Below are 20,675 nucleotides of genomic sequence, written 5' to 3'. Positions count from 1 at the left end.
TGCGCACTGGGGCGGGGCATCCAGTACGCCGAGACGCCGGGGCTGAACCTCGCTGCCTCTGAGTACTGGATCGCCCGGTCAAGCCGGGCGATGACAGCGGTATTTGTGGCGTACAAGTAGCCTGAGCGTGTGATGGCGTATGCGGCGACAGCCGGTGGAGTGAACGCAGCCGCGCCGGCTGCGCCCGGCGTGCTGGCGCTCCAGCGCGCGCTGGTGTGGCTGGTCGGCGCCTCCGGCGCGATCGTCTTCATCGAGCCGAGCCCCTACGAGATCGCGACGCTGCTCGCCACCGTCACCTTCTTCGCCACCGGCTTGCGGCTGAAGCTCGTCCTGATGCCGCTGGCGCTGATGCTCGTCCTGCTCAATGTCGGCTACACCATCAGCGCAATCCCGCTGTTCGAGCAGAGCGAGGTGGTGAGCTGGATCGCCACCTCCTGGTACATGGCGGTCACCGTGGTGTTCTTTGCGATGGTCACCTCGGAGGACACCGCGGCCCGGCTCGACATGTTGCGGCGCGGCCTCGTGGTCGGCGCGATGGTCGCCTCGCTCGCGGCGATCGCCGGCTATTTCCACCTGGTTCCGGGCGGCGACGATCTCCTCACGCTCTACGGACGCGCGCGCGGCACGTTCAAGGACCCGAATGTGCTCGGCGCGTTCCTGATCTTGCCGGCACTGTTCGCGCTCCAGTGCGTGGTCTCCGACAAGCTGGCCAAGGCGCTCCGGAACGTCATCGCCTTCGGCATCATGTCGCTGGCGATCCTGCTTGCCTTCTCCCGCGCCGCCTGGGGCGGGCTGGTGCTGACCTCCGCCTTCATGCTGGCGCTGATGGTCCTGACCAGCCGCACCAACGCGCAGCGCTCGCGCATCGTCGTCATGGCGATCGTCGCCGCGGTGCTGGGCCTCGCGCTGATCGCGGTGCTCTTGTCATTCGACCCCATCGCCGAGATGTTCAAGCAGCGCGCCAGCTTCGACCAGAGCTATGACGAAGGCCGCTTCGGCAGGTTCGGCCGGCACATCCTCGGCGCGGAGATGGCACTCGACCTGCCGCTCGGCATCGGCCCGCTGCAATTCCACCGCTTCTTTCCCGAGGACACCCACAACTCCTATCTCAACGCCTTCATGTCGGGCGGCTGGCTCTCCGGCGTGTGCTATCCCGCCCTGGTCTTCACCACCGTCATCATGGGCTTCCGCCACATCTTCGTCCGCGTGCCCTGGCAGCGCGCTTATCTTGCGATCTTCTCCGCCTTCGTCGGCACTGTCGGCGAGAGCTTCGTCATCGACACCGACCACTGGCGGCATTTCTGGATGATGCTGGGCGCGATGTGGGGCATGATCGCGGCCGCGCAGGCGTACAAGACTAGGGACGAGGACCCTTCTTCAGCTTGAGCTCGGGCCGCTTTTCCGGCGGCGTGTCGAGCAGGCCTTTCAATGCAGCGGTCGCCGCGAGCACACCCTTGTAGCCCTCATTTGCAAAGCGCAGCAGCAGACGCAGCTCCTCATCGGAATAGGCGCTGAAGACTTTCTCCATGGCCTGCTGCAACGGCACATAGAGCTCGCCGATCTTCGCCCCGGTCTCCGGCACGACCGAAATGAAGACCTTGCGCCGGTCGTTCTCGTCCCGCTCGCGGCGCACAAGGCCAGCCTTCTCGAGTCGGTCGACCACGCCGGTGATCGCGCCCGTGGTCAGGCCCGTCACCTCGGCAAGCCGCCCTGCGGTGACGCGGCCCTCCAGATACAGAATGTCCATGCATTCGAGGTCGGAATTGGCAATTCCGGCAACGTTCGCAACGGTCTGGCCATAGAGCACGCCCTGCGCGGACGATCTGCGCATCATCTCCTCGAGCTCCTGCAACAATGCCGCGCGCGCTTTCGTCCTTGACAAGGCCGGCCTCGTATCTTAGTCGATATATATCTTAGTCACTAAGAGATTTAGTGACCTTAATTTCTCCTAGCACCACGGCAACGTCGGGAGCAAGCCATGTCCAGCCGTCCACGCAAGGCCCTGATCATCGGCGCCGGCATCGCCGGGCCCGTCGCCGCGATCCTGCTCCGCCGCGCCGGCATCGAATCCTCGATCTACGAGGCCTGGCCCTATTCGAAAGGCATCGGCGGCGGTCTTCAGATCGCGCCGAACGGCATGCACGTCATGGACGAGATCGGCCTTGCGAACGAGCTGGTCAGCCGCGGCTCGGTCGCGGAGTCCTTCGACTTCTACTCGCAAGGCGGCGAGCGGCTCGGCTCGATCAATCGCGACATGGAACGGCGCTTCGGCCAGCCGGCGGTCAATGTCTGCCGCGCCACGCTGAACGAGATGCTGATCGACAAGGCCTGGTGCTCTTGCGTCTCGCTTTATTTCGAGAAGCGTCTGATCAAGATCGAGGATCGCGGCGACCAGCCTGTTATCGCCTATTTCGCCGACGGCACCACCGCCGAGGCCGACTTCCTGATCGGCGCCGACGGCGTGCATTCCATCACCCGGCGCCAGGTGGTGCCGGACGGGCCGCAACCATTCAACACCGGCCTGATCGGCTTTGGCGGCTTCGTGCCGCACGCCGTGCTCGACGGCCGGCGGATCGGCCGGCACGTCGAGACGACGTTCGGCCAGAGCGGGTTCTTCGGCTACGGCTATTGCAGTCCGGATCCGAATGACGGCGTGATGTGGTGGAGCACGCAGCCCGCCCACGGCATGGACGCCGCGATGTTCCGCGCGCTCGACCAGGCGACGCTGAAGCAGCATCTGCGCGGCTTCCACGGCGGCTGGCACGATCCGATCCCCGACATCATCGAAGCGGCCGAGACTATCGTGGTCACCGATACGCTTGACGTCGCGACCCTGCCGACCTGGTCGCGCAAGCGCTCGCTGCTGATCGGCGACGCCGCGCATGCGACCAGCCCCCATGCCGGCCAGGGCGCCTCGCTCGCGCTCGAGGATGCGATGAGGCTCGCACGCCTGATGCAGGACGGCCAGGAGCTCGGCGCCACCTTCCAGGCCTTCGAGGCCGAGCGCCGCCCCCGCGCGGAGAAGATCGTTGCCATGGCCCGCCGCAACGGCAACAGCAAGCGCGAGTTCAGCGCCACCGGCGCGTGGATGCGCAATCAGATGATGAAGTGGCTGCTGCCGCTCGGCGCCAAGAGCATGGACTTCATGTATGCATATGACGCGCGGGCGGTGTAGCTTCCTCTTCCCCCTCTCCCCGTTCTTACGGGGAGAGGGCTGGGGTGAGGGGCTGCTTCCGCAAAAACGGTGAGAATTGGACTCGCGGAGAGTCCCCCTCACCCGCCGCGCGTCGGCCTCTCCCCGCAAGCGGGGAAGGCGAAGAAAGCGCCTACTCTTCCACCTCAAACCTCAGACCGGCGTGATCGACCAGTCGCTTGATCAGCTTGTGCTGCATCGCTGCGCCCGGCGTCCAGAAACCGGCGGCGACATCAGTCGCATCGCGCAGCATGCAGATCGCGCATTCCGAGATCATCTTCGAGGTCGAGCCATAGCCGGGATCGCGGTCGCCGGTGACGCCGGCACGGACCTGACGGCCGTCCGGCGCGATCGCGACATAGAGCAGATTGAAGAGCCCGTTCTCGCGCTCTTCCTTCGATGGTCCCTCGCCCGGCTTCGGCGCGTTCGGGCCGGTCTTCTCGGCGTTGGCCGCCATCACGCGTTTGGCGTTGGCCTCGCCTTTCTCGCCAGGACCGGTCAGGACCATCTCGTCGTAGACGAAGTCCTGGCCGTAGGGGAAGCCCATCAGCATGTTGGAGCGGTGGACGTTGCGCGTGTTGATCAGCGCCATCATGAACGGCGCGGCCCAGGATTGCAGGTCCTCCTCGAGCAGCGACCTGTTGCCCTTCGGCTGCTTCGGGCCGGTGAAATCAGGCGTCAACGCGAACGGATCGTTCAGGATCGCGATCAGGCTGATGTCCTTTGCGACCGCATCGAAGGTCGCCTTCGCGCTCGCCGCGGTGCCGCCCGAGAGCGTGCCGCGCATGTCGCGCACGCGGCCCTTCACACGCGAGGCCGGAGCGCCGAACACGCGCCTCGCCTCTTCCTGCACGAAGAACGTGCCGAGCTCGAACGGCACGGAATCGAAACCGCAGGAGAATACGATGCGCGCGCCGCTCTCTTTGGCCGCCGCCTCGTACTTGTCGATCATCTGCCGCATCCAGATCGGTTCGCCGCAGAGATCGAAATAGTCGGTGCCGGTGGCGACGCAGGCCGCGAGCAGTTCCTCGCCATAGAGCTGATACGGGCCGACGGTGGTGATCACCGACATCGTCTGCTCCGCCATCGCCTTCAGCGAGGCCGCGTCCGACGCATCCGCGACAATCAGCGGCGTATTCCCGGGCGCGCCGATCGCGTCGCGCACCGACTTGAGCTTGCCGAGGCTACGGCCTGCCATCGCCCATTTGAGCGTGTGGTCGCCCTTGTAATGCTGAGTCAGATATTCGGCGACGAGTTGGCCGGTGAAACCGGTCGCACCGTAGACGACGATGTCGAATTTCGCTGTGCTCATGGTCGTCCCTCACTTTTTCGCGTAACTCACGCCCATGCCGGCACGGACGTCGCTTTGAATACCATAGGGCGGGATCGGATAGCGCAGGCCGTTCTTGGCCAGCGCCTTCATGCCCTCGATTGCCTTGGCAAGATGCGCTGGCTTCAGCGCCATCAGCATCTCCTCGTCCGGCACGCCGCCATAGCGCCGTTCGGCATAGCATGGCAAGGACAGGCTGGGCTCGCCGGTCTTGAGCGCCCGCCCCCAGGAATCCGCGCAAGCGGTTTCGCCGACCACGCCCCATTCGAATTTCCTGTAGCCGGTATATTGCAGCCCGTTGATCAGGATGATCATCTGCCCGGGTGTCGCGTAGACGAGGCAGATGTCGGGCGGATCGAGCCGGCCGCTCTGGAGCGGACTGACCGCGAGCGCCTGGTAGCGCCCAAACGGCACGACGTCGAGCGCCTCCTGGCGCTTGCGCGCATCTTCCGCCGTGCCGTGCCAGACGCCGACATAGTTTTCGCCGGCGAGCCATTTTTCGTCCTGGGGCGCGAGGCCGATCACCGCGCGGCACTGCTCGCCGACCAGATCTTCGCCCGTGATGCCGACGGTCCAGCCCAGACGCGCAGCCATGCTGACGATCTGGTCGGTGGTGTGGATCGCGTTCGGCCGCCGGATTTTCGGGATCGCCTCCATCTCCGCGACATGCGCGAATAGCTTCATGCCGATCACCGTCGTCTTCAGCCGCAACAGGCTGTTGAGATCGGCGACGAGGCCGGCAAGATCGATCCTGTCTGCGCTCTGCTGCGGCATGGCATCCTCCGGGCCGGCGATCGCGCGCCGGTGCTGTGTTCTTGTTTTGCAGCCCCCGTTCTAGTCCGTGGCCGGTCCCGGAAGCAACTCGCCGGTCCGTCCCGTGACGCGGTACGCCAAAAGGCCGATCCATTCGCGCATGGCAACGTCGGTCTTGCTGAGGCCTTCCGCTCCGTTGCGGGTGAAGGCGAAAAGCGCGTCGCGCCCGCCCATCCGCCAGTCGACAGGGTAGGCCTCGACGTCAAATCCGGCTTTGCGGAACACCCCCATCGCGCGCGGCATGTGGAAGGCCGACGTTACCAGGAGCCACCGCTCGCCCGGCTTCGGCATCACCAGCTGCTTCGTGAGGATCGCGTTCTCCCAGGTGTTGCGGGACTCGCGCTCGACGATCAGCCGCTCCTTCGCTATGCCGATGCTCTCCAGGATCGGCACGGAATAGTCGGCCTCCTTGGCCTCGGTCGAGATCAGGTTCGCCGAGCCTCCGGTGAAGACGACGCGCGCATTCGGATAACGGCGAGCGAGCTCGGCCGGCGCAAAGAAGCGATCGGCCGCGTGCGAGACCACCGGCGTGCGGTGCGCCTCCGACAAATCGGTATCGACGGAGCCGCCGAGCACGATGATGCCATCCGGCGCGCCGCGCGAGGAGTCCCACGCCGGAAACCGCGATTCCAGCGGATACAGCAAGAAATTGCCGAACGGCGAAAACGCAACCACGGCCAACAGGACCAGCGTGGTCGCGGCCAACTTGCGGCCGAGCGATGCAAAGCGCGTCACCATCAGCAGCAGAGACAGGATTCCGAGCTCGAGCAGCAGATTGACAGGCAGCAGCGCGGTGCCGAGCGTCTTGGAAAGAACGAAATACAGGGGAGCCTCGCTGGAATGATCATGCCGGGCTTGACCGGCCCATCCTTCTTCAGAAATCTTCTTGAAAGAGGATCGATCGCCGGGTCAAGCCCGGGCACAGCAGGTTCTCATGACGAGACCTGATGAAACCGGACGGACGCGGCAAATGACCCATCATCACCTGCATTCAAGCCCCGAGACCTGCCATTGGGGCTTCTTCGAAGCCGCCCTCAGGCCCGTCCTCACCATCGCGAGCGGCGACGAGGTGACGGTCGACACCATCAGCGGCGGCCCCGACGTGCTGCCCGACCGCAACAAGTTTCACATTCCGCCGGAGATGCACGAGGTTCATGCCAAGAACGAGCGCATGCTGCCCGGCCACATCCTCACCGGCCCGATCGCGGTCGAGGGCGCCGAGCCCGGCGACGTGCTCGCGGTCGAGATCCTCGACGTCCGGCTCCGACAGGACTGGGGCTGGAACATGATCAAGCCGCTGTCGGGCACCCTGCCCGACGATTTCCACGAAACGCGCCTCCTCAACATCCCGCTGGACCAGACGCGGATGGTCGGCCGCATGCCGTGGGGCCTCGACCTGCCCCTCAAACCGTTCTTCGGCGTGATGGGCGTATCGCCGCCGCCGGCCTGGGGCCGCATCTCCTCGCTGGTCCCGCGTGCGATGGGCGGCAATCTCGACAACAAGGAGCTGGGGGCGGGAGCGACACTCTACCTGCCGGTGTTCGTGCCGGGCGCGCTGTTCTCCTGCGGCGACGGCCATGGCGTGCAGGGCGACGGCGAGGTCTGCGTCACCGCGATCGAGACCGGGCTCCAGGGCCGCTTTCGGCTGACGCTGCGCAAGGATCTCAGGTTCGACTATCCCCGCGCCGAGACGGCGACGCACTACATCACCATGGCGATGGACCCCGACCTCGACCAGTGCGCGGTGCGCGCGCTGCGCGACATGATCGTGCTGCTCGGCGAGGTGCGAAACCTGTCGCGCGAGGATGCCTACACGCTGTGCAGCCTGGCGGCCGATCTCAGGGTGACCCAGACCGTCAACGGCGCCAAAGGCATCCATTGCATGATCGAAAAGGCGATCGTGCGCGGCTGAGCCGAGCCCGCCTTCCCTGACCTGCCAATGCCACTCCGCGCCCGCCCTTCCGGGGCGGCACGCTGAGTCGCACCTAATTTCATGTGCGATTCCAACGGGCTGATCAACGAACTCAACGCGCATTTGACTTCCACCCCCGAACCTAAATAGAGTCTTAATCGTTACTTTTATGTACCCGAGTAAGAGGCTAGCGTTCGGCCATGGCCACCGAAAAAGCCGAGACTGACCGCATTCCCGTAACCTTGGCGCTCTCGACCATCACCTACCTGGAGAAACTGGTGAGACAGGGCACCCATGGCACCAGCGTTCCCGGCGTCGCACGTACCTTGATCGAGGAAGGCATCCGTCTCGCCATCAAGGACGGGCTTTTGTCGATTCGCGACAATGGCAGGACGTGAGCGCGCGCCGGACGTGATGCGGACGGATCTTGCGATGCGGATGGCCGACATCTGCAACCTGGGACCGTTACAATGCCTGTTCTCTCACCAACTTGGACTGACGAACGAATTGAACTTCTGAAGCAGCATTTCGAGGCCGGCCTCTCCTGCCGCGAGATCGCGGCCGATATCGGCGTCAGCCGCAATGCCGTCATCGGCAAGCTGTCCCGACTCAATCTGACGCGCAGCCGCGCGGTCGAAGACCGCAGGCTCGAGCGCAGCCTTGCGCCGCCGGCCCGCGCGACACGCGCCGTACCACGCCTGCAATACGAGATGCTCGCCACGATCTACGGCGAGACCGACGCGTCCGTGGTCGCCGGACCGATCGACGACGCCAATCGTTGCTCGCTGCTGGAGCTGTCCGAGAACCGCTGCCGCTGGCCGATCTCGACGCCGGGCGAAGAGGATTTCTGCTTCTGCGGCAACGCCGCGCCAGACGGCCAGCCCTATTGCGCCGGCCACAGCCGCCTCGCCTACCGGCCGAATTCGCGTGCCCGCATAATGCGCGGCTAGCTAGTTGGTTGGTTGGCGCGTTTTCCTGGCGCGAACCGGTATCGATTTCGCTCGAAAACGCTTTCCCCAAAAACGAAAAACCTCCGGCGGGGCATCACCGGAGGTCTCTGGAGGCTTAGCGTGAAGCTAAGAGCCGTGACTTTCGTAATCGGCTAAAGAGAATATAGCTGATTAACTCAGGTAAGTAAATAAGTTTGAAGACGATCGAATCGCATGGCTCGTCTTCGTGGCTTGCAGAGGCTGCCGGATTTTCCGAAAGCCGTCCCTGGCGGAAGGCTCCTCTCGCAAAAAGCCCCGGCGGTTTCCCGCCGGGGCTAAGGTCAGATCAGACAGATCTCGAGCTTACCAGTTGCGCTGGGCGCGCAGCAGCAGGCTGTAGGTGTCCTGGTCCTTCAGCTCGTAGGTGGCCGCCGGCTTGGCGACGTTCGTCAGAGCACCGGTCGTGATCGTGCCCGAGTACTTCTGGTCGAGATGGCTGTAGGTGAAGTCGGCCGAGAAGGTCAGGTTCTTCACCGGCGTCCAGCGGGTGATGACACCCACCTGGCCGATGTTGAAGTCCGGGTTGCAGGTGCCGGTCAGGGTTGCGAACGCGGCGCTGCCGCAGATCAGGCCCTTGGCCGTGCCGGTGTAGTTGACCGCAGCCCAGGCGCCGTACAGCGCCGTGTTCCAGAACGGGCTCCAGTTGTGGGTGTAGGCACCACGGAAGCCGTAAGTCTTGGTCAGTTCCATGCCGCCACCGGGGGCGAACACGGCGTCAGAGACGCCGGCAAAGCCGATGCTCTGAAAGGCCGCGTTCGAGCTGCCGAACATCGAGTAGCTGGTCGCGGCCAGCTCCTGGAAGTTGTAGCGGCTCGCACCGTCGGTGTAGACGCCCGAGATGTTGATCACGTCGCCGGCGCCAGTCGGGATGTTCTTGATCTGCAAGGCGAGCTGAACGGCCCAGCCCCACTTGTCTTCGGGGTGACCGGTGATTTCGGTCGCACCGTAGTAGGCGGCGTGGTTGTCGTGCGCGGCGACCGACGCCTGGAACAGACCCCAGGCCTGGTCGACGCGGACCATGCCGACGATGTCGGGCGCCCTGGTGCCGCCGAGGTTGTTCGAGCCATAGGCGCCGCCGAGGACACCGGTGGTGCTCATGCCGGCAGTGTTCCAGATGTTGGTCTGGAAGACCTGCGTCTGGTCCTGCAAGGAGAACGCAGCCGTCACGCCCTGGCCGAAATCGGCCGTGTAGGTGGCCTGAACGACGCCGTTGGTGGTGCCGCTGCCGCCGACGAGCTGGTCGAAGTTGTTGCCGGGATAGTTGATCCAGGGCGCGTCGAACTGCGAGACCGCCTTACCCAAGGTGAAGCCGGCGAACTGGATGAAGGCGTAGTAGACGCCGAGCGCACCGCCCGAGATCCCGCCGTCGGTGCCGTTGACCGCGCCGCTGGTCGAGCCAACGAGACCCGTGCCCGCAGCGTTGAGGCCGAGCGTGCCGCTGTACTGCGTGCCGCCGGTGGCGCTGCCGGTGCCGACATAGTTGCCGGTCGTCCAGGTGAACACCGCGTCGAAATAGGTGCGGACCACGCCGTACTCGGTCGCGGTGCGCGTGTCGATGTTGAGATCTTCACGAGCGCGCATCGAGTAGTAGTTCGTCAGGCGGTTGTTGGCCGCGAAGACGTTGTTGTAGGAAGCGTTGTAGTTGCCGCCGGCGTTGAGCGCCACTTCGGCACGCAGATAGCCGCCCAGCTTGATGCAGGTGTCGCTGCCCGGGATGTAGTAGAAACCCGCGCCGTAGAGCGAGCAGACCTTCACGTACTCGACCGCCTTGGCCTTGAGCGGAAGATCAGCCGCCTGAGCTCCACCAACGGCGATCAGACCCGCCGCAGTGCCGAGCAAAAGGCTCTTCACCACTTTCATTTAAAAACCTCCAAGTTGCTCATTTTACGGAGACCGGACCGTGAGGCCCCCCAGATCCCCATCTCTTCAAATCCGCTCGGCCGCTTCGCGCTTTCGGACACACCCGCATTCGACGCGAGGGACGTGAGCGAACCACCTGCAACGGGACGATCGAGTACCCCCCACCGTCACGAGCAATATGCCTGCGCCGTTCCGCTAATCAAAATAGTTTATCTGCTCAGCTTAGTTGTTTCACTAAACCTGTGCCCCGCGGGCAACACCAGGGTCGGCCGATCTGCTGAGTCGATCATCTTTGTAATTTTAGTGACAAAATTACCCTGCTCTGCACTTGCGTCAGAGCAGGCTTGCGTGGACTATGGCCTTCCACGACACCAGCCAGAAGAATCAGATCACGGGAGTGACGCTGTGTCCGCAACGAGGAAGGAAGGAGCGCGCCTGCGCTCCATCGGAAATCTCGATATCATCCGGCGCTTCACCTGGGAGATATCGTCGATCAACATGTATCTGGAGGAGCTGCGTCAGTTCTGGGCCAGAACGCTCGGCATCAGCGGCCCGCAATGGCTGATCCTGATGGCGATCTCCGACCTCGACAAGGACGATGGCATCCCGGTCAACGTGGTCTCCAAGCTGCTCCACGTCGATCCGTCCTTCGTCACCACCCAGTCCAAGCTGCTCGAGAAGAAGGGCCTGCTGCGCCGTCGTCCCTCCCCGACCGACGCGAGGGTGGTCCGCCTCTCCCTGACCGAGAAGACTCAGAAGCACCTGGCGAGCCTCAACGACCAGTACAAGACCATCAAGGAATTCGTCTTCCAGGAGTTCGACGAGAACGAGCTGACCGAATTCACCGCCAAGCTCGCCACGCTGAAGACCCGCCTGGAGAAGGCCTGCGTCCGTCTCAGCCTCGACTTCTGAGGCGAACTGCCGCCGCTAGATGCGCGCGGCGCCGAGCCGCGATTCGAGCCAGTCGAAGATGTATTCGTTGGCAAGACTCGGATTGTCCGCATGCGCCTGCGCTGCGCCGGTCTCCGCCGCGGTGAACACCTTGAGCATGACATCCGAGCTGCCGAGCCGGGAGGTCTGCACGATCTGACGGGCCCGATCGGCTTTGAGCCAGCCGTCCTCGCCCAGCGTGATCAGCACCGGACAATCGGCGCTGGAGGCCATCAGCGGCGCATGCGGCACCGGGACGATGCTGACGTCGCTCATCGCAAACCGGCTGGCGAAGAAGGCCCGCTCGTGCAGGTCCCACAGGCCGCCGTCGCAGACGGCGGCGGCAAGCCGCGGCTCCTGCAACACCGCGCGCGCAACGAAGGAAGAGCCCCAGCCATCGGCGACGATCGCAACGCGATCGAAATCGACGTCGCGGCGGGTCTCCAGATAGTCCATGACGCCCGGAATCGCACTCTCGAGATCCCGCCGCCGCAACAGCACGTCGAGATAATCGTCGCGCTGGTCGCCGAACAGATCGAGCGCCAGCATCGAGAAACCGCGCTCGCGCGCATGCGGCGCGAGCTTGAACAGGAACTCTTCCTTGCGGTGGCCGGGCTCGCCGATGCAGATCACGGTCGGAGCCCGCCCGCCTGCCGCCGTCGCGGGCAGGAAGTACCCCTGCAACGGATGATCCTCGACCCAGGGAATCGTCACGACCTCGCCCGTCGGGCGGCGCGCCGTGAGATAGCGACGGGCGCATTCCTGCATCGCCAGCACCGCGACCCAGCGGCGCTCGTCGGCCTGGTCCAGCGGCATCGCCGCTGCACCATAGTAATTCATCGCACGCAGCCAGTTGCGCTGCGCCGTCGCCATGTGGCCTTCCGCGAACGCGGCTTCGGCACGTTGACGGTTCACTTGCGCGAGCTTCTTCCACTCGCGATGCCAGGATTGCTCGTCGCCCCGCTTGAGCTGCCGTGCGATCATCAGACACTCTGCGATCGTGGCGCCGCCCTCCTGGGCCGCGGTGAGGAGCCGCGTGAATTCAGCGGAGATGTCCTCTCGCTCCGGGCAAAGGGTCCAGTCGTCGGAGAGGCATGCGGGTATCATCGGGAGCTACGCTCTATCGTCGCGTTACCCCTCATTCACTAAACTATTTTGGTTCCCTGACCAAGCCGCCGTGCGCCGAATGAGACCCGTTTAACATCACCATCGCTTGAACGATGCTTGATGGCCAGCGGTGTCGCATGCGTGACATTCCCATTCGTCATAAGGCGGCAAACATTGGCAGGAGGTGGCACATGAAATCACCGGTCCACCTCTTGCCATGACGCGCATCATACATACATCCGCGCGCCATCGTTGACGATGTCAGCCGGGCAGCTTCAGCCGAGACGCCAGCCGACCTCCTGCGTGAGACTTTCGTAGAAGGCACGGTCATACGCTTGCTCCGGCGTAGCGCGGACGCGCTCGTCAAGGCGCTTTGCATCCTCGCCCACAAGAATACGCCATTGCTCCCTCTTCACCCCGTCGAGGATGATCTTCGCGGCCTGCGCGGCGGTCGTCGGCGCGTCCTCGAGGAAGCTGCGGGCGCGCTCGGCGAACACGGCCTGGATATCCTCGTCCGACATCTTGTCGGCATCCGGCACGCCGGCCGCGACCATGCGCTTGCGGGTCAGCGCGACTTCGTCGGCGTTGAGGCGGTCGGAGCCGTCATTGCTCTGCACCTTGCGCGAATTGGAGACGATCGAGGTGCCGATGTGGCCGGGCATCACCACCGAGCATTTGACGTGCGGCGCATGCAGGCGCAGGTCGTTGATCAGCGCTTCGGTAAATCCCTTCACTGCGAACTTGGCCGAGCTGTAGGCGGTGTGGGCCTGGTTCATGCCGATCGAGGCCCAGAAGCCGTTGACGCTCGCGGTGTTGACGATGTGGGCCTCGTCCGCCGCGACCAGCATCGGCAGGAATGTGCGCACGCCGAGATAGACGCCGCCCCAGCAGATGTTGAAGGTGCGCTCCCACTGCTCGCGCGTGTTGGTGAACAAGCTGCCGCCGCCACCGATGCCGGCATTGTTGAACAGAAGATGGATACGGTCCGTCTGCTGCTGCTCGGCGAGCTCGTCGCGAAACCGCTTCAGATGATCCTCGATCGCGACGTCAGCGACATGCGTCGTGATGCGCAGTCCCTGCGGCAGCTTCTCGACCTCGCAGAGCCGCCTGGTCTCGGCCATCGCCGCTTCCGAGACGTCGCACATCGCGACATTGCAGCCCTCGGCAACGAGCTGCCTGGCAAGCTCGCGTCCCATCCCCGTCCCGCCGCCGGTGATGACGGCGATCTTTCCTGCAAAATCCTTCATGGGACTTCGGCCCCTCCCTTTGTCGGTCTGTTTCTTCAGAGCTAGCGCCACTGACCGCGGCGCGCGCAAAATGTAGCAGCGCCGCTTCCGCGCGCAAAAGCGGATCGACACGGCGCGCCGTGCAAACATTGCCTTTTATTTCGACGCGCGGACTATTCCGCGCGAATCCGAGACGTCACGATCTCGGCACGACCCGCAAGCTGCCGGCTGAGCACGCATCGAGACCACTGGCCCCGCTGTGGCGCGGCCGCCACAGGCGATTGCTCCCGCCGGTTCCCCGTATTTGTCCGGCTTCGGTTTAGGGGCAATTTTTTTACAATCCGAATCGTCAAATGGAATCAGGACGCTGGGTCGAGTCGTCCAGGCCAGCGTGTTGTTTGTGTCACAGGCTCTGGCACTCCGCTTGCATCCTCTTCGTGGTCAGAAACTACCGATGAGGTGACAGGAATGTTCGTGACCGTCGTTGCCGTGCTCTGCCGGCTTGGTGCATCCGCCACAGGCGGCTGCGTCGAAGAAATCGTGACCGACAGCAACATGACGCCCGAGATGTCGATGATGCAGTGCGCGGTCGGCGCACAGGCCCCCTTGGCGAAATGGATGGGCGAGCATCCGATCTATCATGCCAATTGGCGTCTCGAGCGCTACAAATGCGTGCCGGGCCATTACGAGATCAAGGGCCACGCCTAAGGCCCCGCAAAACTACGTCCATCGAGGAAACGCCCGGGGGCTGCCTTGCCCTCCGCCCGGACACCGCCAGCGCCAGACCGATCGAGACGGCGCCTCGCGTGACAATGGTCACGCCTCCCCTCAACCGACAGCCCGCAAAATGACCGCACGCGCTCGCCGCCCTTCGGGCGTCGGCATCAGCGCATAATTATGCGGCTGGTCACGGAGCAGATGCAGTTCGACCGGCACGCCCACCGCACGCGCCCGCTCCGCGAGATCAACGCTGTCGGGATAGAGCAGATCGCGCGTCCCCGAGAAGATCGTCATCGGCGCAAGCGCGCGAAAGGCGCCGTTCAGCGGGCTGACGAAGGGATGGCCGACATCGAGCTCGCCGGCATAGAGGCGCGCGGCTTCGACGATCCCCGGAATGTCCTGGATCGGATCGCGCGCCGCGATCTCGATCTGCTCGGGACGCCTCACCGAGGCCTCGGCCGCAGGTGAGATCAGCATCAGCCGGTTCGGCTGCCTATGGCCGCGATCGCGCAGCCATTGGCACGCGGCGAGCGCGAGCCCCGCGCCGGCCGAATTGCCGACGACCGTGACCTTTGCCGGTCCGGCATCCTCCAGCAGCATCCGCAGCAGCTCGGCCGTCGCCGGCACGACGTCCTTGGCGGTGGCGCGTGGCGCCAGCGGATAGATCGGCACGACGCAGACGACGCGCGCCTTGCGCGTCATCTGGCCGATGAAGCGCCAATGCGCCGGCACGATCTCGTTGATGTAGCCGCCGCCGTGCAGGAACATGACGAAGTTGCAGCCCTCATGCCCCGAAGACGGCGCGGTGTAATAGACCGGCCAGCCGCCCATCTTGGTCAGTGTCGCCTCGACGCCGCGGCCAAGTCCCGTCGGCTCGAACGATGCCGGCTCCAATGCCAGCTTCTGCACTTGTGCCTGCACGGCTTCGGCTGATGCGAGCTGCTTCTTGTAGGGAAGCTGCCGCAGCAGCATGTTGAAGACGCGGCTTCGCAGACTTGGTGCGGGATCGCGCCGGGGCGGTGGACTGAACACGCAACCGCCCGGGCAAAACTGCAAGGCCGACACGATTCTGGCAACGCTCATGGCCATATCCCCATCTGGCTCTTTTCGAAACGGCGACAAAGGGGCTTGCCGACCCGCCGCCACTTGCCGCTATAATGCGAGCATTCACTCGCTTTTCCTACTCGCATTCGGATCACAAGGCCGTGGCCCGCAAACCGCCCACAAAACCCCGGAAAAATGCCTCGCAGGAGCGATCCCGCGCCACCGTCGACGCATTGGTCGAGGCGACTGCTCGCATTCTGGTCCGTGAAGGCTTTGAGAAGGCCAGCACCAACCGCATCGCCGAAATCGCCGGCGTCAGTGTCGGCTCGCTCTACCAGTACTTTCCGAGCAAGGAGGCGCTGGTCGCCGCCGTGATCGACCGTCACAACGACGAGATCATGCAAATCGTCCGCGCCGCCTTCGTCGAGGTCGCGGACATGCCGGTCGAGAAGGCGGTGCGTCGGCTCGTCACCGTCGCGATCGAGGCCCATCACATCGATCCGAACCTGCATCGCGTCCTCGCCGAGCAGATCCCGCGCTCGGGGCGGCTTGCCGAAGTCGAGGCCTTCAATCACGAGGTCCACGCCCTCGTGCGCGCCTATTTCGAAAGCCGTCGCAAGGAGATGCGCAAGATCGACCTCGATATGGCGACCTTCATCTGCGTCAGCGCGATCGAGGCGGTGGCGCACAACACGGTGCTGCACCAGGCCGAGATGCAGTCCGACAAGACGGTGAAGACGCTGGTGGACGAGACGACAAGGATGGTGGTGGGCTACTTGCGTCCGTCCGGGTAGCACGAGCCACCTGTTACAGATTTGTCGCACTTCAAGAACGCGTGCGCGAGCCTGGTCGAGGGCTTGAACTTGGCGAAAAAGCCCCACCTATCCGGCGAGCGGCAAAATACCTGAGAAAGTCAGCTAATGCAGTCACCAGAATGGAAGGCGATAGCCGTTGCCGGATCGATTGCGTTCCTGTCGGTGGCCCTGCTGGCCGCCGACGCAACGCTGGACCTGAGCGCCAGCGGGTTCGCCAGGCGACTCGAAAGCGCACAGGCCTCGATCGTGGATGCGATGGGACCGCGCCAGCTCGCCTTTGCCGTCCGGACCTGGACCCGTGGCAAGCCTCTGCCCGAGCAGCAGTGCCCGCACAGCGCTGCGATCGCGCAAAGCTTTGGTCCATTTGAGAAGAAAATGGTCGGAGCGAGAGGATTTGAACCTCCGACCCCTAGTCTCCCAGTTATAAACGACTAGTTTTATAGCCATTTCTGGCGTTGGATAGAGCACAAAAAAGCTTGGCAAATCAAACACCATCCAACCAATGACCACTTGCCTTTTGCAAGTCTACAGCCAGACTACTGGCTACATACTGGCTATAATTTGGTGGGGCATGGCAACGATCAGAATTTCGAGCGACAGCGTGGCGGCGCTGATGAAGGCGGCCGTTCCGAACAAGACGACCTACTATTTCGACGACGACCTAGCCGGTTTCGGTTTCTACAGGACGACTACAGGCACCGGCACCTACTTCGCGGAGTTCCGCCCTGTGGCCGGAGGATCCAAGAAGCGGCTGAAGCTAGTGCGGATTCCGCTCGATGTCGCCCACCATTCCGAGATGATCTCGCCCACCATTCCGATTTGAAGTCGCCCGCCCGTTCCGAGATGATGTCGCCCACCATTCCGGGATGATGTCGCCCGGGTGACGAGACCTCTTCTGGCTCCCATAGGGTCAACCCTTTCGGCTTTGCGAAGGGGACCTGGATGCCGACGGAGAGGCTTGCGATGCGCCGTGTGCGCGATGTGATCAGAATGAAGGCGGCCGGGCTGCCGAGCCGCGAGATTGCGCGACGGGTGGGGGCGGCACCCTCGACGGTGCGGCTGGCGCTCCGGCGGTTCGAGGCCGCGGGCTTGAGCTGGCCGTTGCCAGACGACGTCACCGACACGGTTCTGGAACTTCGCCTGTTCGCTAAGACCGGCAATGGCAACCGTCAGGGTCACCGCCGCATCGCCGAGCCCGACTGGGCGACGGTGCACCGCGAGCTCAAACGCAAGCACGTGACGCTGTCGATCCTGTGGGAGGAATATATCGCCACCGAGCCCGGCGGATACCGGTACTCGCGCTTCTGTGAGCTCTACCGCGCCTGGGAGGGCCGTCTGTCGGTGACGATGCGCCAGGCCCATGTGGCTGGCGACAAGCTGTTTGTCGACTACGCCGGCGATGGCGTGCCGGTGGTGGTCGACCGCCTGACCGGTGAGCGCAGAACGGCGCAGATCTTCGTCGCCGTGCTCGGCGCATCGAGCTTCACCTACGCGCAGGCGACGTGGACGCAGGGGCTCGCCGACTGGATCAGCGCCCATGTTGGCGCCTTCGCGGCGATCGGCGGCATACCGGCGCTGCTGGTGCCCGACAACACCAAGGTCGCGGTCATCAAGGCGAGCCTGTACGACCCGCAGATCAATCGTACCTATGCGGAGATGGCGGCGCATTACGGCACCGCCATCTTGCCGGCGCGGCCGCGCAAGCCGCGCGACAAGGCCAAGGTCGAGCAGGCCGTCCTCATCGTCGAGCGCTGGCTGCTCGGTCGCCTGCGTCATCGCACCTTCTACAGCCTGGCCGAGGTCAATGCGGCGATCGGCGAACTGCTCACGAGGCTGAACGAGGAACGGCCGATCCGACGGCTCGGCGTGACACGCCGCCGGTTGCTCGAGGAGGTCGACCGGCCGGCGCTCAAGCCATTGCCGGTGTCCCCTACGTCCTCGCCGAGTGGCGAATCCGCCGCGTCAGTCTCGATTACCACGTCGAGGTGGAGAAGCATTACTACAGCGTTCCGCATCGCTTCGCCCGCGCCGAGGTCGAGGTGCGGTTCACGGCCCGCACCGTCGAGATCTTCCACAAGGGCGAGCGGATCGCCGCGCATCAGCGCATGAGCGGCAATCACAAACACACCACCGTGCCGGAGCACATGGCCTCCAGCCATCGGCGCTACGCCGGCTGGACCATCGCGCGTATCCGCCAGGACGCCGCCGCGATCGGGCCGGCGACCAGCGCGTTGTGCGACCTCATTCTCGACGAGCGCTCGCACCCCGAGCAAGGCTTCCGCGCCTGCCTCGGCATCCTCAGGCTCGCCGCCTCCTATGGGCGCGAACGGCTGGACGCCGCGGCTGCGCGGGCGATCGACATCGGCGCGCGCACCTATGGCTCGGTCAAGTCGATCCTCGCCAATAATCTCGATCGGCGTCCTGCTCACCAGCGCTCCGCGGACGATGCGCCGATCCTGCATGCCAACATCCGCGGACCGCGCTACTACAATTAGGAGATCATCCCTTGCTCACCCATCCGACCCTCGACCGCCTCAACGCCCTCGGCCTCCACGGCATGGCCAAGGCCTTCGCCGACATCGAAGCCACCGGTGAGGCCGCAAGCCTCGGTCACGCCGAATGGCTTGCTCTGCTGCTCGAACGTGAAGCCTCGCTGCGGCACGACAAACGGCTCGCCACCCGCCTGCGCTACGCCAAGCTGCGCCAGCAGGCGTGCGTCGAGGACATCGACTACCGCACCCCGCGCGGTCTCGACCGTCCGCTGTTCGCCAAGCTTGTCGAGGGCCGCTGGATCGACGACCACGTCAATCTCCTGATCTGCGGCCCGGCCGGCGTCGGCAAGAGTTGGCTCGCCTCGGCGCTCGGCCACAAGGCCTGTCGCGACAATCGCTCCGTGCTCTATCAGCGCGTCCCGCGCCTGTTCGACGATCTGGCGCTCGCCCGCGGCGACGGTCGCCATCCACGCCTGTTGCGCGGCCTTGGCCGTGTCGATCTGCTGATCCTCGATGATTGGGGGCTCGAGCCGCTCGATGCCGGCGCCCGTCACGACCTCCTGGAAATCCTCGAAGATCGCTACGGTCATCGCTCCACCATCGTCACCAGCCAGCTCCCCGTGGACCAGTGGCATCTGCTCATTGGAGATCCCACCTATGCCGACGCCGTGCTCGATCGCCTCGTCCACAATGCCCATCGGCTCGACCTCACCGGTGAGAGCCTGCGCCGAAGCCGGCAACCCGCCCGAAAGACCTGAGCCCGTCGCCCTGTGGACATGCCGCTGCGCTTGGACAACGCCAAGGCGTTGCCCACATGCCCACAGCAACCGCAACAGAAACAGAAGAGTTCAAGCCGCGATTCCGGGTTGACCGCCCGGCTCGCCCAATGCCAGAAAATCTATCGGCCAGAATGCCTCGCTCCCGGGCGAGATCAAATCGGAAAGGTGGGCGACATCGTCTCGGAATCCCCGGGCGACTTCATATCGGTACACCCGGGCGACTTCGTCGGAATCCGCAGAAGCTAGGGCGGGTTGGCACCCTGAAGGCCAATGAGGCCCGCGAGGCGGCCCGCAAGGCGATTGCCAACGCCGCGCTGGGAAAAGACCTTGCTCAAAATCGGAGCGACGAGCGGGCAAGCCTGACCGTTAAAGCGCTGGTCTCGAAATACATCGACGAGTACGTCCAGGAGCACAAGAAGGCGTCGACCGCCAACCTCTATCGCATGTTGCTCAAGAAGCACGTTGAGCCTCGGCTGGGCACAACAAAAGCGGCGGTCCTGACAAGGGTAGATGTACAGCGCGCACACGCCCTGATGACGCGCGAGGCCCGCGTATCGGCTAATCGGGCCATCAAGCTCGTATCTGCGGCCTACGGCTGGGGCTCGCGCCATGGTCATGTGCCTGAAGGCATGAATCCGGCATCTGGCGCGAAACTGAATGAAGAGGAAGGCCGTGAGCGCTATCTGACCACCGCCGAGCTGCTGGCAATTGGCAACGCGATGATAGAGGCCGAGACTGTTGGCCTTCCGGTAGATGCCGGCGACGCCAAGCACGCGCCTGTTGGGCAGCTTGTAAAGATGTCACCTTACGCAACCGCCGCTGTCAGACTGCTCATGCTCACGGGCGGTCGATTGCGGGAAATTCTGCACCTGCGCTGGGATGAAGTTGACCTGGAGCGCGGCGTCCTACGCCTGCCCGACTCTAAGACCGGCAAGAAGACGATTTACCTACCGACTGCCGCTGTCGATATCATCAGATCCCTTACCAAGCTGGGCGCGTTTGTGATTGCGGGAGAATCGGCGGGGACCAAGAATGAGAAGCCGCGCGCAGACCTGAAGCGCCCATGGACAGCCATTTGCAAGCGGGCCGGCGTGACCGGCGTCAGGATCCACGACCTGCGGCACAGCTTTGCCAGCGTTGGGATTGGTGACCAGATGGGCCTGCCTGTTATTGGTACCCTGCTCGGGCACGCCGATCCGAGCACGACACAGCGATATGCCCACCTCGCGGACGAGGCGGCCCGCCGTGCCGTTGAGGCAATCGGCGGCAAGATCGCTGCTGCGCTGAACGGGAAATAGCGAGTCCTGACGTCGGAAGCTCCGCAAATTCATGTTGGAAAGGTAGGATAACGCAGCACGGCCGCTACGGCACCGACCGGTTGCAGGGTATACGTCAATGCAACCTGCTTGCGCTGATTCGCGCGGCGGTCACCATGTCAGAAGTTCGACAGTCGGCCGCCGACTCT

Annotated in this window: 20 protein-coding genes and 1 pseudogene; 13 read left to right on the top strand and 8 right to left on the bottom strand. The window is 64.2% G+C overall.

Annotation, left to right across the window (positions count from 1 at the left end):
- The first annotated feature begins 132 nt into the window (after positions 1–132).
- Positions 133–1,386, top strand: a complete 1,254-nt coding sequence (locus QA642_RS23025; RefSeq protein WP_283086631.1) for an O-antigen ligase family protein — start codon at positions 133–135, stop codon at positions 1,384–1,386.
- Here the strand turns inward: QA642_RS23025 and QA642_RS23020 are convergent.
- Positions 1,358–1,831 carry a MarR family transcriptional regulator gene (locus QA642_RS23020; protein WP_283086956.1) on the bottom strand — a complete coding sequence of 158 codons (474 nt, stop codon included), beginning with the start codon at positions 1,829–1,831 and terminating at the stop codon, positions 1,358–1,360. The two genes, QA642_RS23025 and QA642_RS23020, sit on opposite strands and share 29 nt — an antisense overlap.
- Positions 1,832–1,978: 147 nt before the next feature.
- On the opposite strand from QA642_RS23020, the gene QA642_RS23015 reads away from it, so the two are divergent.
- On the top strand, positions 1,979–3,175 hold the full coding sequence (locus tag QA642_RS23015; protein WP_283086630.1) for an FAD-dependent monooxygenase: 1,197 nt from the start codon (positions 1,979–1,981) through the stop codon (positions 3,173–3,175).
- Positions 3,176–3,326: 151 nt separating this feature from the next.
- Here QA642_RS23015 and QA642_RS23010 read toward each other — a convergent pair whose 3' ends face one another.
- Genes QA642_RS23010 through QA642_RS23000 form a run of 3 tightly spaced genes read right to left on the bottom strand, consistent with a single transcriptional unit; the run spans position 3,327 to position 6,074 of the window.
- Complete coding sequence (locus QA642_RS23010) at positions 3,327–4,505, bottom strand: saccharopine dehydrogenase NADP-binding domain-containing protein (protein WP_283086629.1); 1,179 nt, start codon at positions 4,503–4,505, stop codon at positions 3,327–3,329.
- A gap of 9 nt (positions 4,506–4,514) precedes the next feature.
- Positions 4,515–5,297 carry a DUF169 domain-containing protein gene (locus tag QA642_RS23005; RefSeq protein WP_283086628.1) on the bottom strand — a complete coding sequence of 261 codons (783 nt, stop codon included), beginning with the start codon at positions 5,295–5,297 and terminating at the stop codon, positions 4,515–4,517.
- A gap of 60 nt (positions 5,298–5,357) precedes the next feature.
- Positions 5,358–6,074 (bottom strand): YdcF family protein, encoded by a 717-nt coding sequence (locus tag QA642_RS23000; protein WP_283086627.1) that lies wholly within the window; start codon positions 6,072–6,074, stop codon positions 5,358–5,360.
- Positions 6,075–6,306: 232 nt separating this feature from the next.
- Between QA642_RS23000 and QA642_RS22995 the strand changes: the two genes are divergently transcribed.
- The 3 genes from QA642_RS22995 (at position 6,307) to QA642_RS22985 (ending at position 8,198) form a co-directional block, all read left to right on the top strand.
- Complete coding sequence (locus QA642_RS22995; protein ID WP_283086626.1) at positions 6,307–7,248, top strand: acetamidase/formamidase family protein; 942 nt, start codon at positions 6,307–6,309, stop codon at positions 7,246–7,248.
- A gap of 200 nt (positions 7,249–7,448) precedes the next feature.
- Complete coding sequence (locus tag QA642_RS22990) at positions 7,449–7,646, top strand: hypothetical protein (RefSeq protein WP_007603456.1); 198 nt, start codon at positions 7,449–7,451, stop codon at positions 7,644–7,646.
- A 72-nt stretch (positions 7,647–7,718) separates the two neighbouring features.
- Entirely contained in the window at positions 7,719–8,198 is a 480-nt protein-coding gene (locus tag QA642_RS22985) for a GcrA family cell cycle regulator (RefSeq protein ID WP_283086625.1), read from the top strand.
- Between the two features lie 342 nt (positions 8,199–8,540).
- On the opposite strand, the gene QA642_RS22980 is transcribed toward QA642_RS22985, so the two are convergent.
- The gene (locus tag QA642_RS22980; protein WP_283086624.1) at positions 8,541–10,097 is read right to left on the bottom strand and encodes a porin; all 1,557 of its coding nucleotides are present in this window, start codon (positions 10,095–10,097) and stop codon (positions 8,541–8,543) included.
- Between the two features lie 405 nt (positions 10,098–10,502).
- Between QA642_RS22980 and QA642_RS22975 the strand changes: the two genes are divergently transcribed.
- Positions 10,503–11,009: a MarR family transcriptional regulator gene (locus QA642_RS22975; RefSeq protein ID WP_283086623.1), complete on the top strand. Its 507-nt coding sequence runs from the start codon at positions 10,503–10,505 to the stop codon at positions 11,007–11,009.
- Between the two features lie 15 nt (positions 11,010–11,024).
- On the opposite strand, the gene QA642_RS22970 is transcribed toward QA642_RS22975, so the two are convergent.
- On the bottom strand, positions 11,025–12,134 hold the full coding sequence (locus tag QA642_RS22970; protein ID WP_283086622.1) for an alpha/beta hydrolase: 1,110 nt from the start codon (positions 12,132–12,134) through the stop codon (positions 11,025–11,027).
- A gap of 275 nt (positions 12,135–12,409) precedes the next feature.
- Positions 12,410–13,381: an SDR family NAD(P)-dependent oxidoreductase gene (locus QA642_RS22965; protein WP_283086621.1), complete on the bottom strand. Its 972-nt coding sequence runs from the start codon at positions 13,379–13,381 to the stop codon at positions 12,410–12,412.
- A 447-nt stretch (positions 13,382–13,828) separates the two neighbouring features.
- Here QA642_RS22965 and QA642_RS22960 point away from each other — a divergent pair, with 447 nt between their 5' ends.
- Positions 13,829–14,068, top strand: coding sequence for a hypothetical protein (locus QA642_RS22960; RefSeq protein ID WP_027559556.1), 240 nt, complete (start codon positions 13,829–13,831; stop codon positions 14,066–14,068).
- 120 nt (positions 14,069–14,188) lie between these two features.
- On the opposite strand, the gene QA642_RS22955 is transcribed toward QA642_RS22960, so the two are convergent.
- A complete protein-coding gene (locus QA642_RS22955) occupies positions 14,189–15,163 on the bottom strand; it encodes an alpha/beta hydrolase fold domain-containing protein (protein WP_283086620.1) in 975 nt (324 codons plus the stop codon).
- A gap of 122 nt (positions 15,164–15,285) precedes the next feature.
- On the opposite strand from QA642_RS22955, the gene QA642_RS22950 reads away from it, so the two are divergent.
- From QA642_RS22950 to QA642_RS22925, 6 genes and pseudogenes are all read left to right on the top strand, one after another.
- Entirely contained in the window at positions 15,286–15,918 is a 633-nt protein-coding gene (locus QA642_RS22950; RefSeq protein WP_283086619.1) for a TetR/AcrR family transcriptional regulator, read from the top strand.
- Positions 15,919–16,044: 126 nt separating this feature from the next.
- Positions 16,045–16,374, top strand: coding sequence for a hypothetical protein (locus QA642_RS22945; RefSeq protein ID WP_283086618.1), 330 nt, complete (start codon positions 16,045–16,047; stop codon positions 16,372–16,374).
- A gap of 166 nt (positions 16,375–16,540) precedes the next feature.
- Positions 16,541–16,762, top strand: coding sequence for a hypothetical protein (locus tag QA642_RS22940; protein WP_283086617.1), 222 nt, complete (start codon positions 16,541–16,543; stop codon positions 16,760–16,762).
- 140 nt (positions 16,763–16,902) lie between these two features.
- Positions 16,903–18,434, top strand: a pseudogene (gene istA, locus QA642_RS22935) (IS21 family transposase).
- A gap of 11 nt (positions 18,435–18,445) precedes the next feature.
- Complete coding sequence (gene istB, locus QA642_RS22930) at positions 18,446–19,189, top strand: IS21-like element helper ATPase IstB (protein WP_271597274.1); 744 nt, start codon at positions 18,446–18,448, stop codon at positions 19,187–19,189.
- 56 nt (positions 19,190–19,245) lie between these two features.
- A complete protein-coding gene (locus QA642_RS22925; protein WP_283086616.1) occupies positions 19,246–20,508 on the top strand; it encodes a site-specific integrase in 1,263 nt (420 codons plus the stop codon).
- Positions 20,509–20,675: the final 167 nt, after the last annotated feature.

The organism is Bradyrhizobium sp. CB2312 (assembly GCF_029714425.1).
Lineage (GTDB): Bacteria > Pseudomonadota > Alphaproteobacteria > Rhizobiales > Xanthobacteraceae > Bradyrhizobium.
Note: the sequence above shows the minus strand (reverse complement) of the source record. Positions and strands in the feature narration are given on the sequence as shown.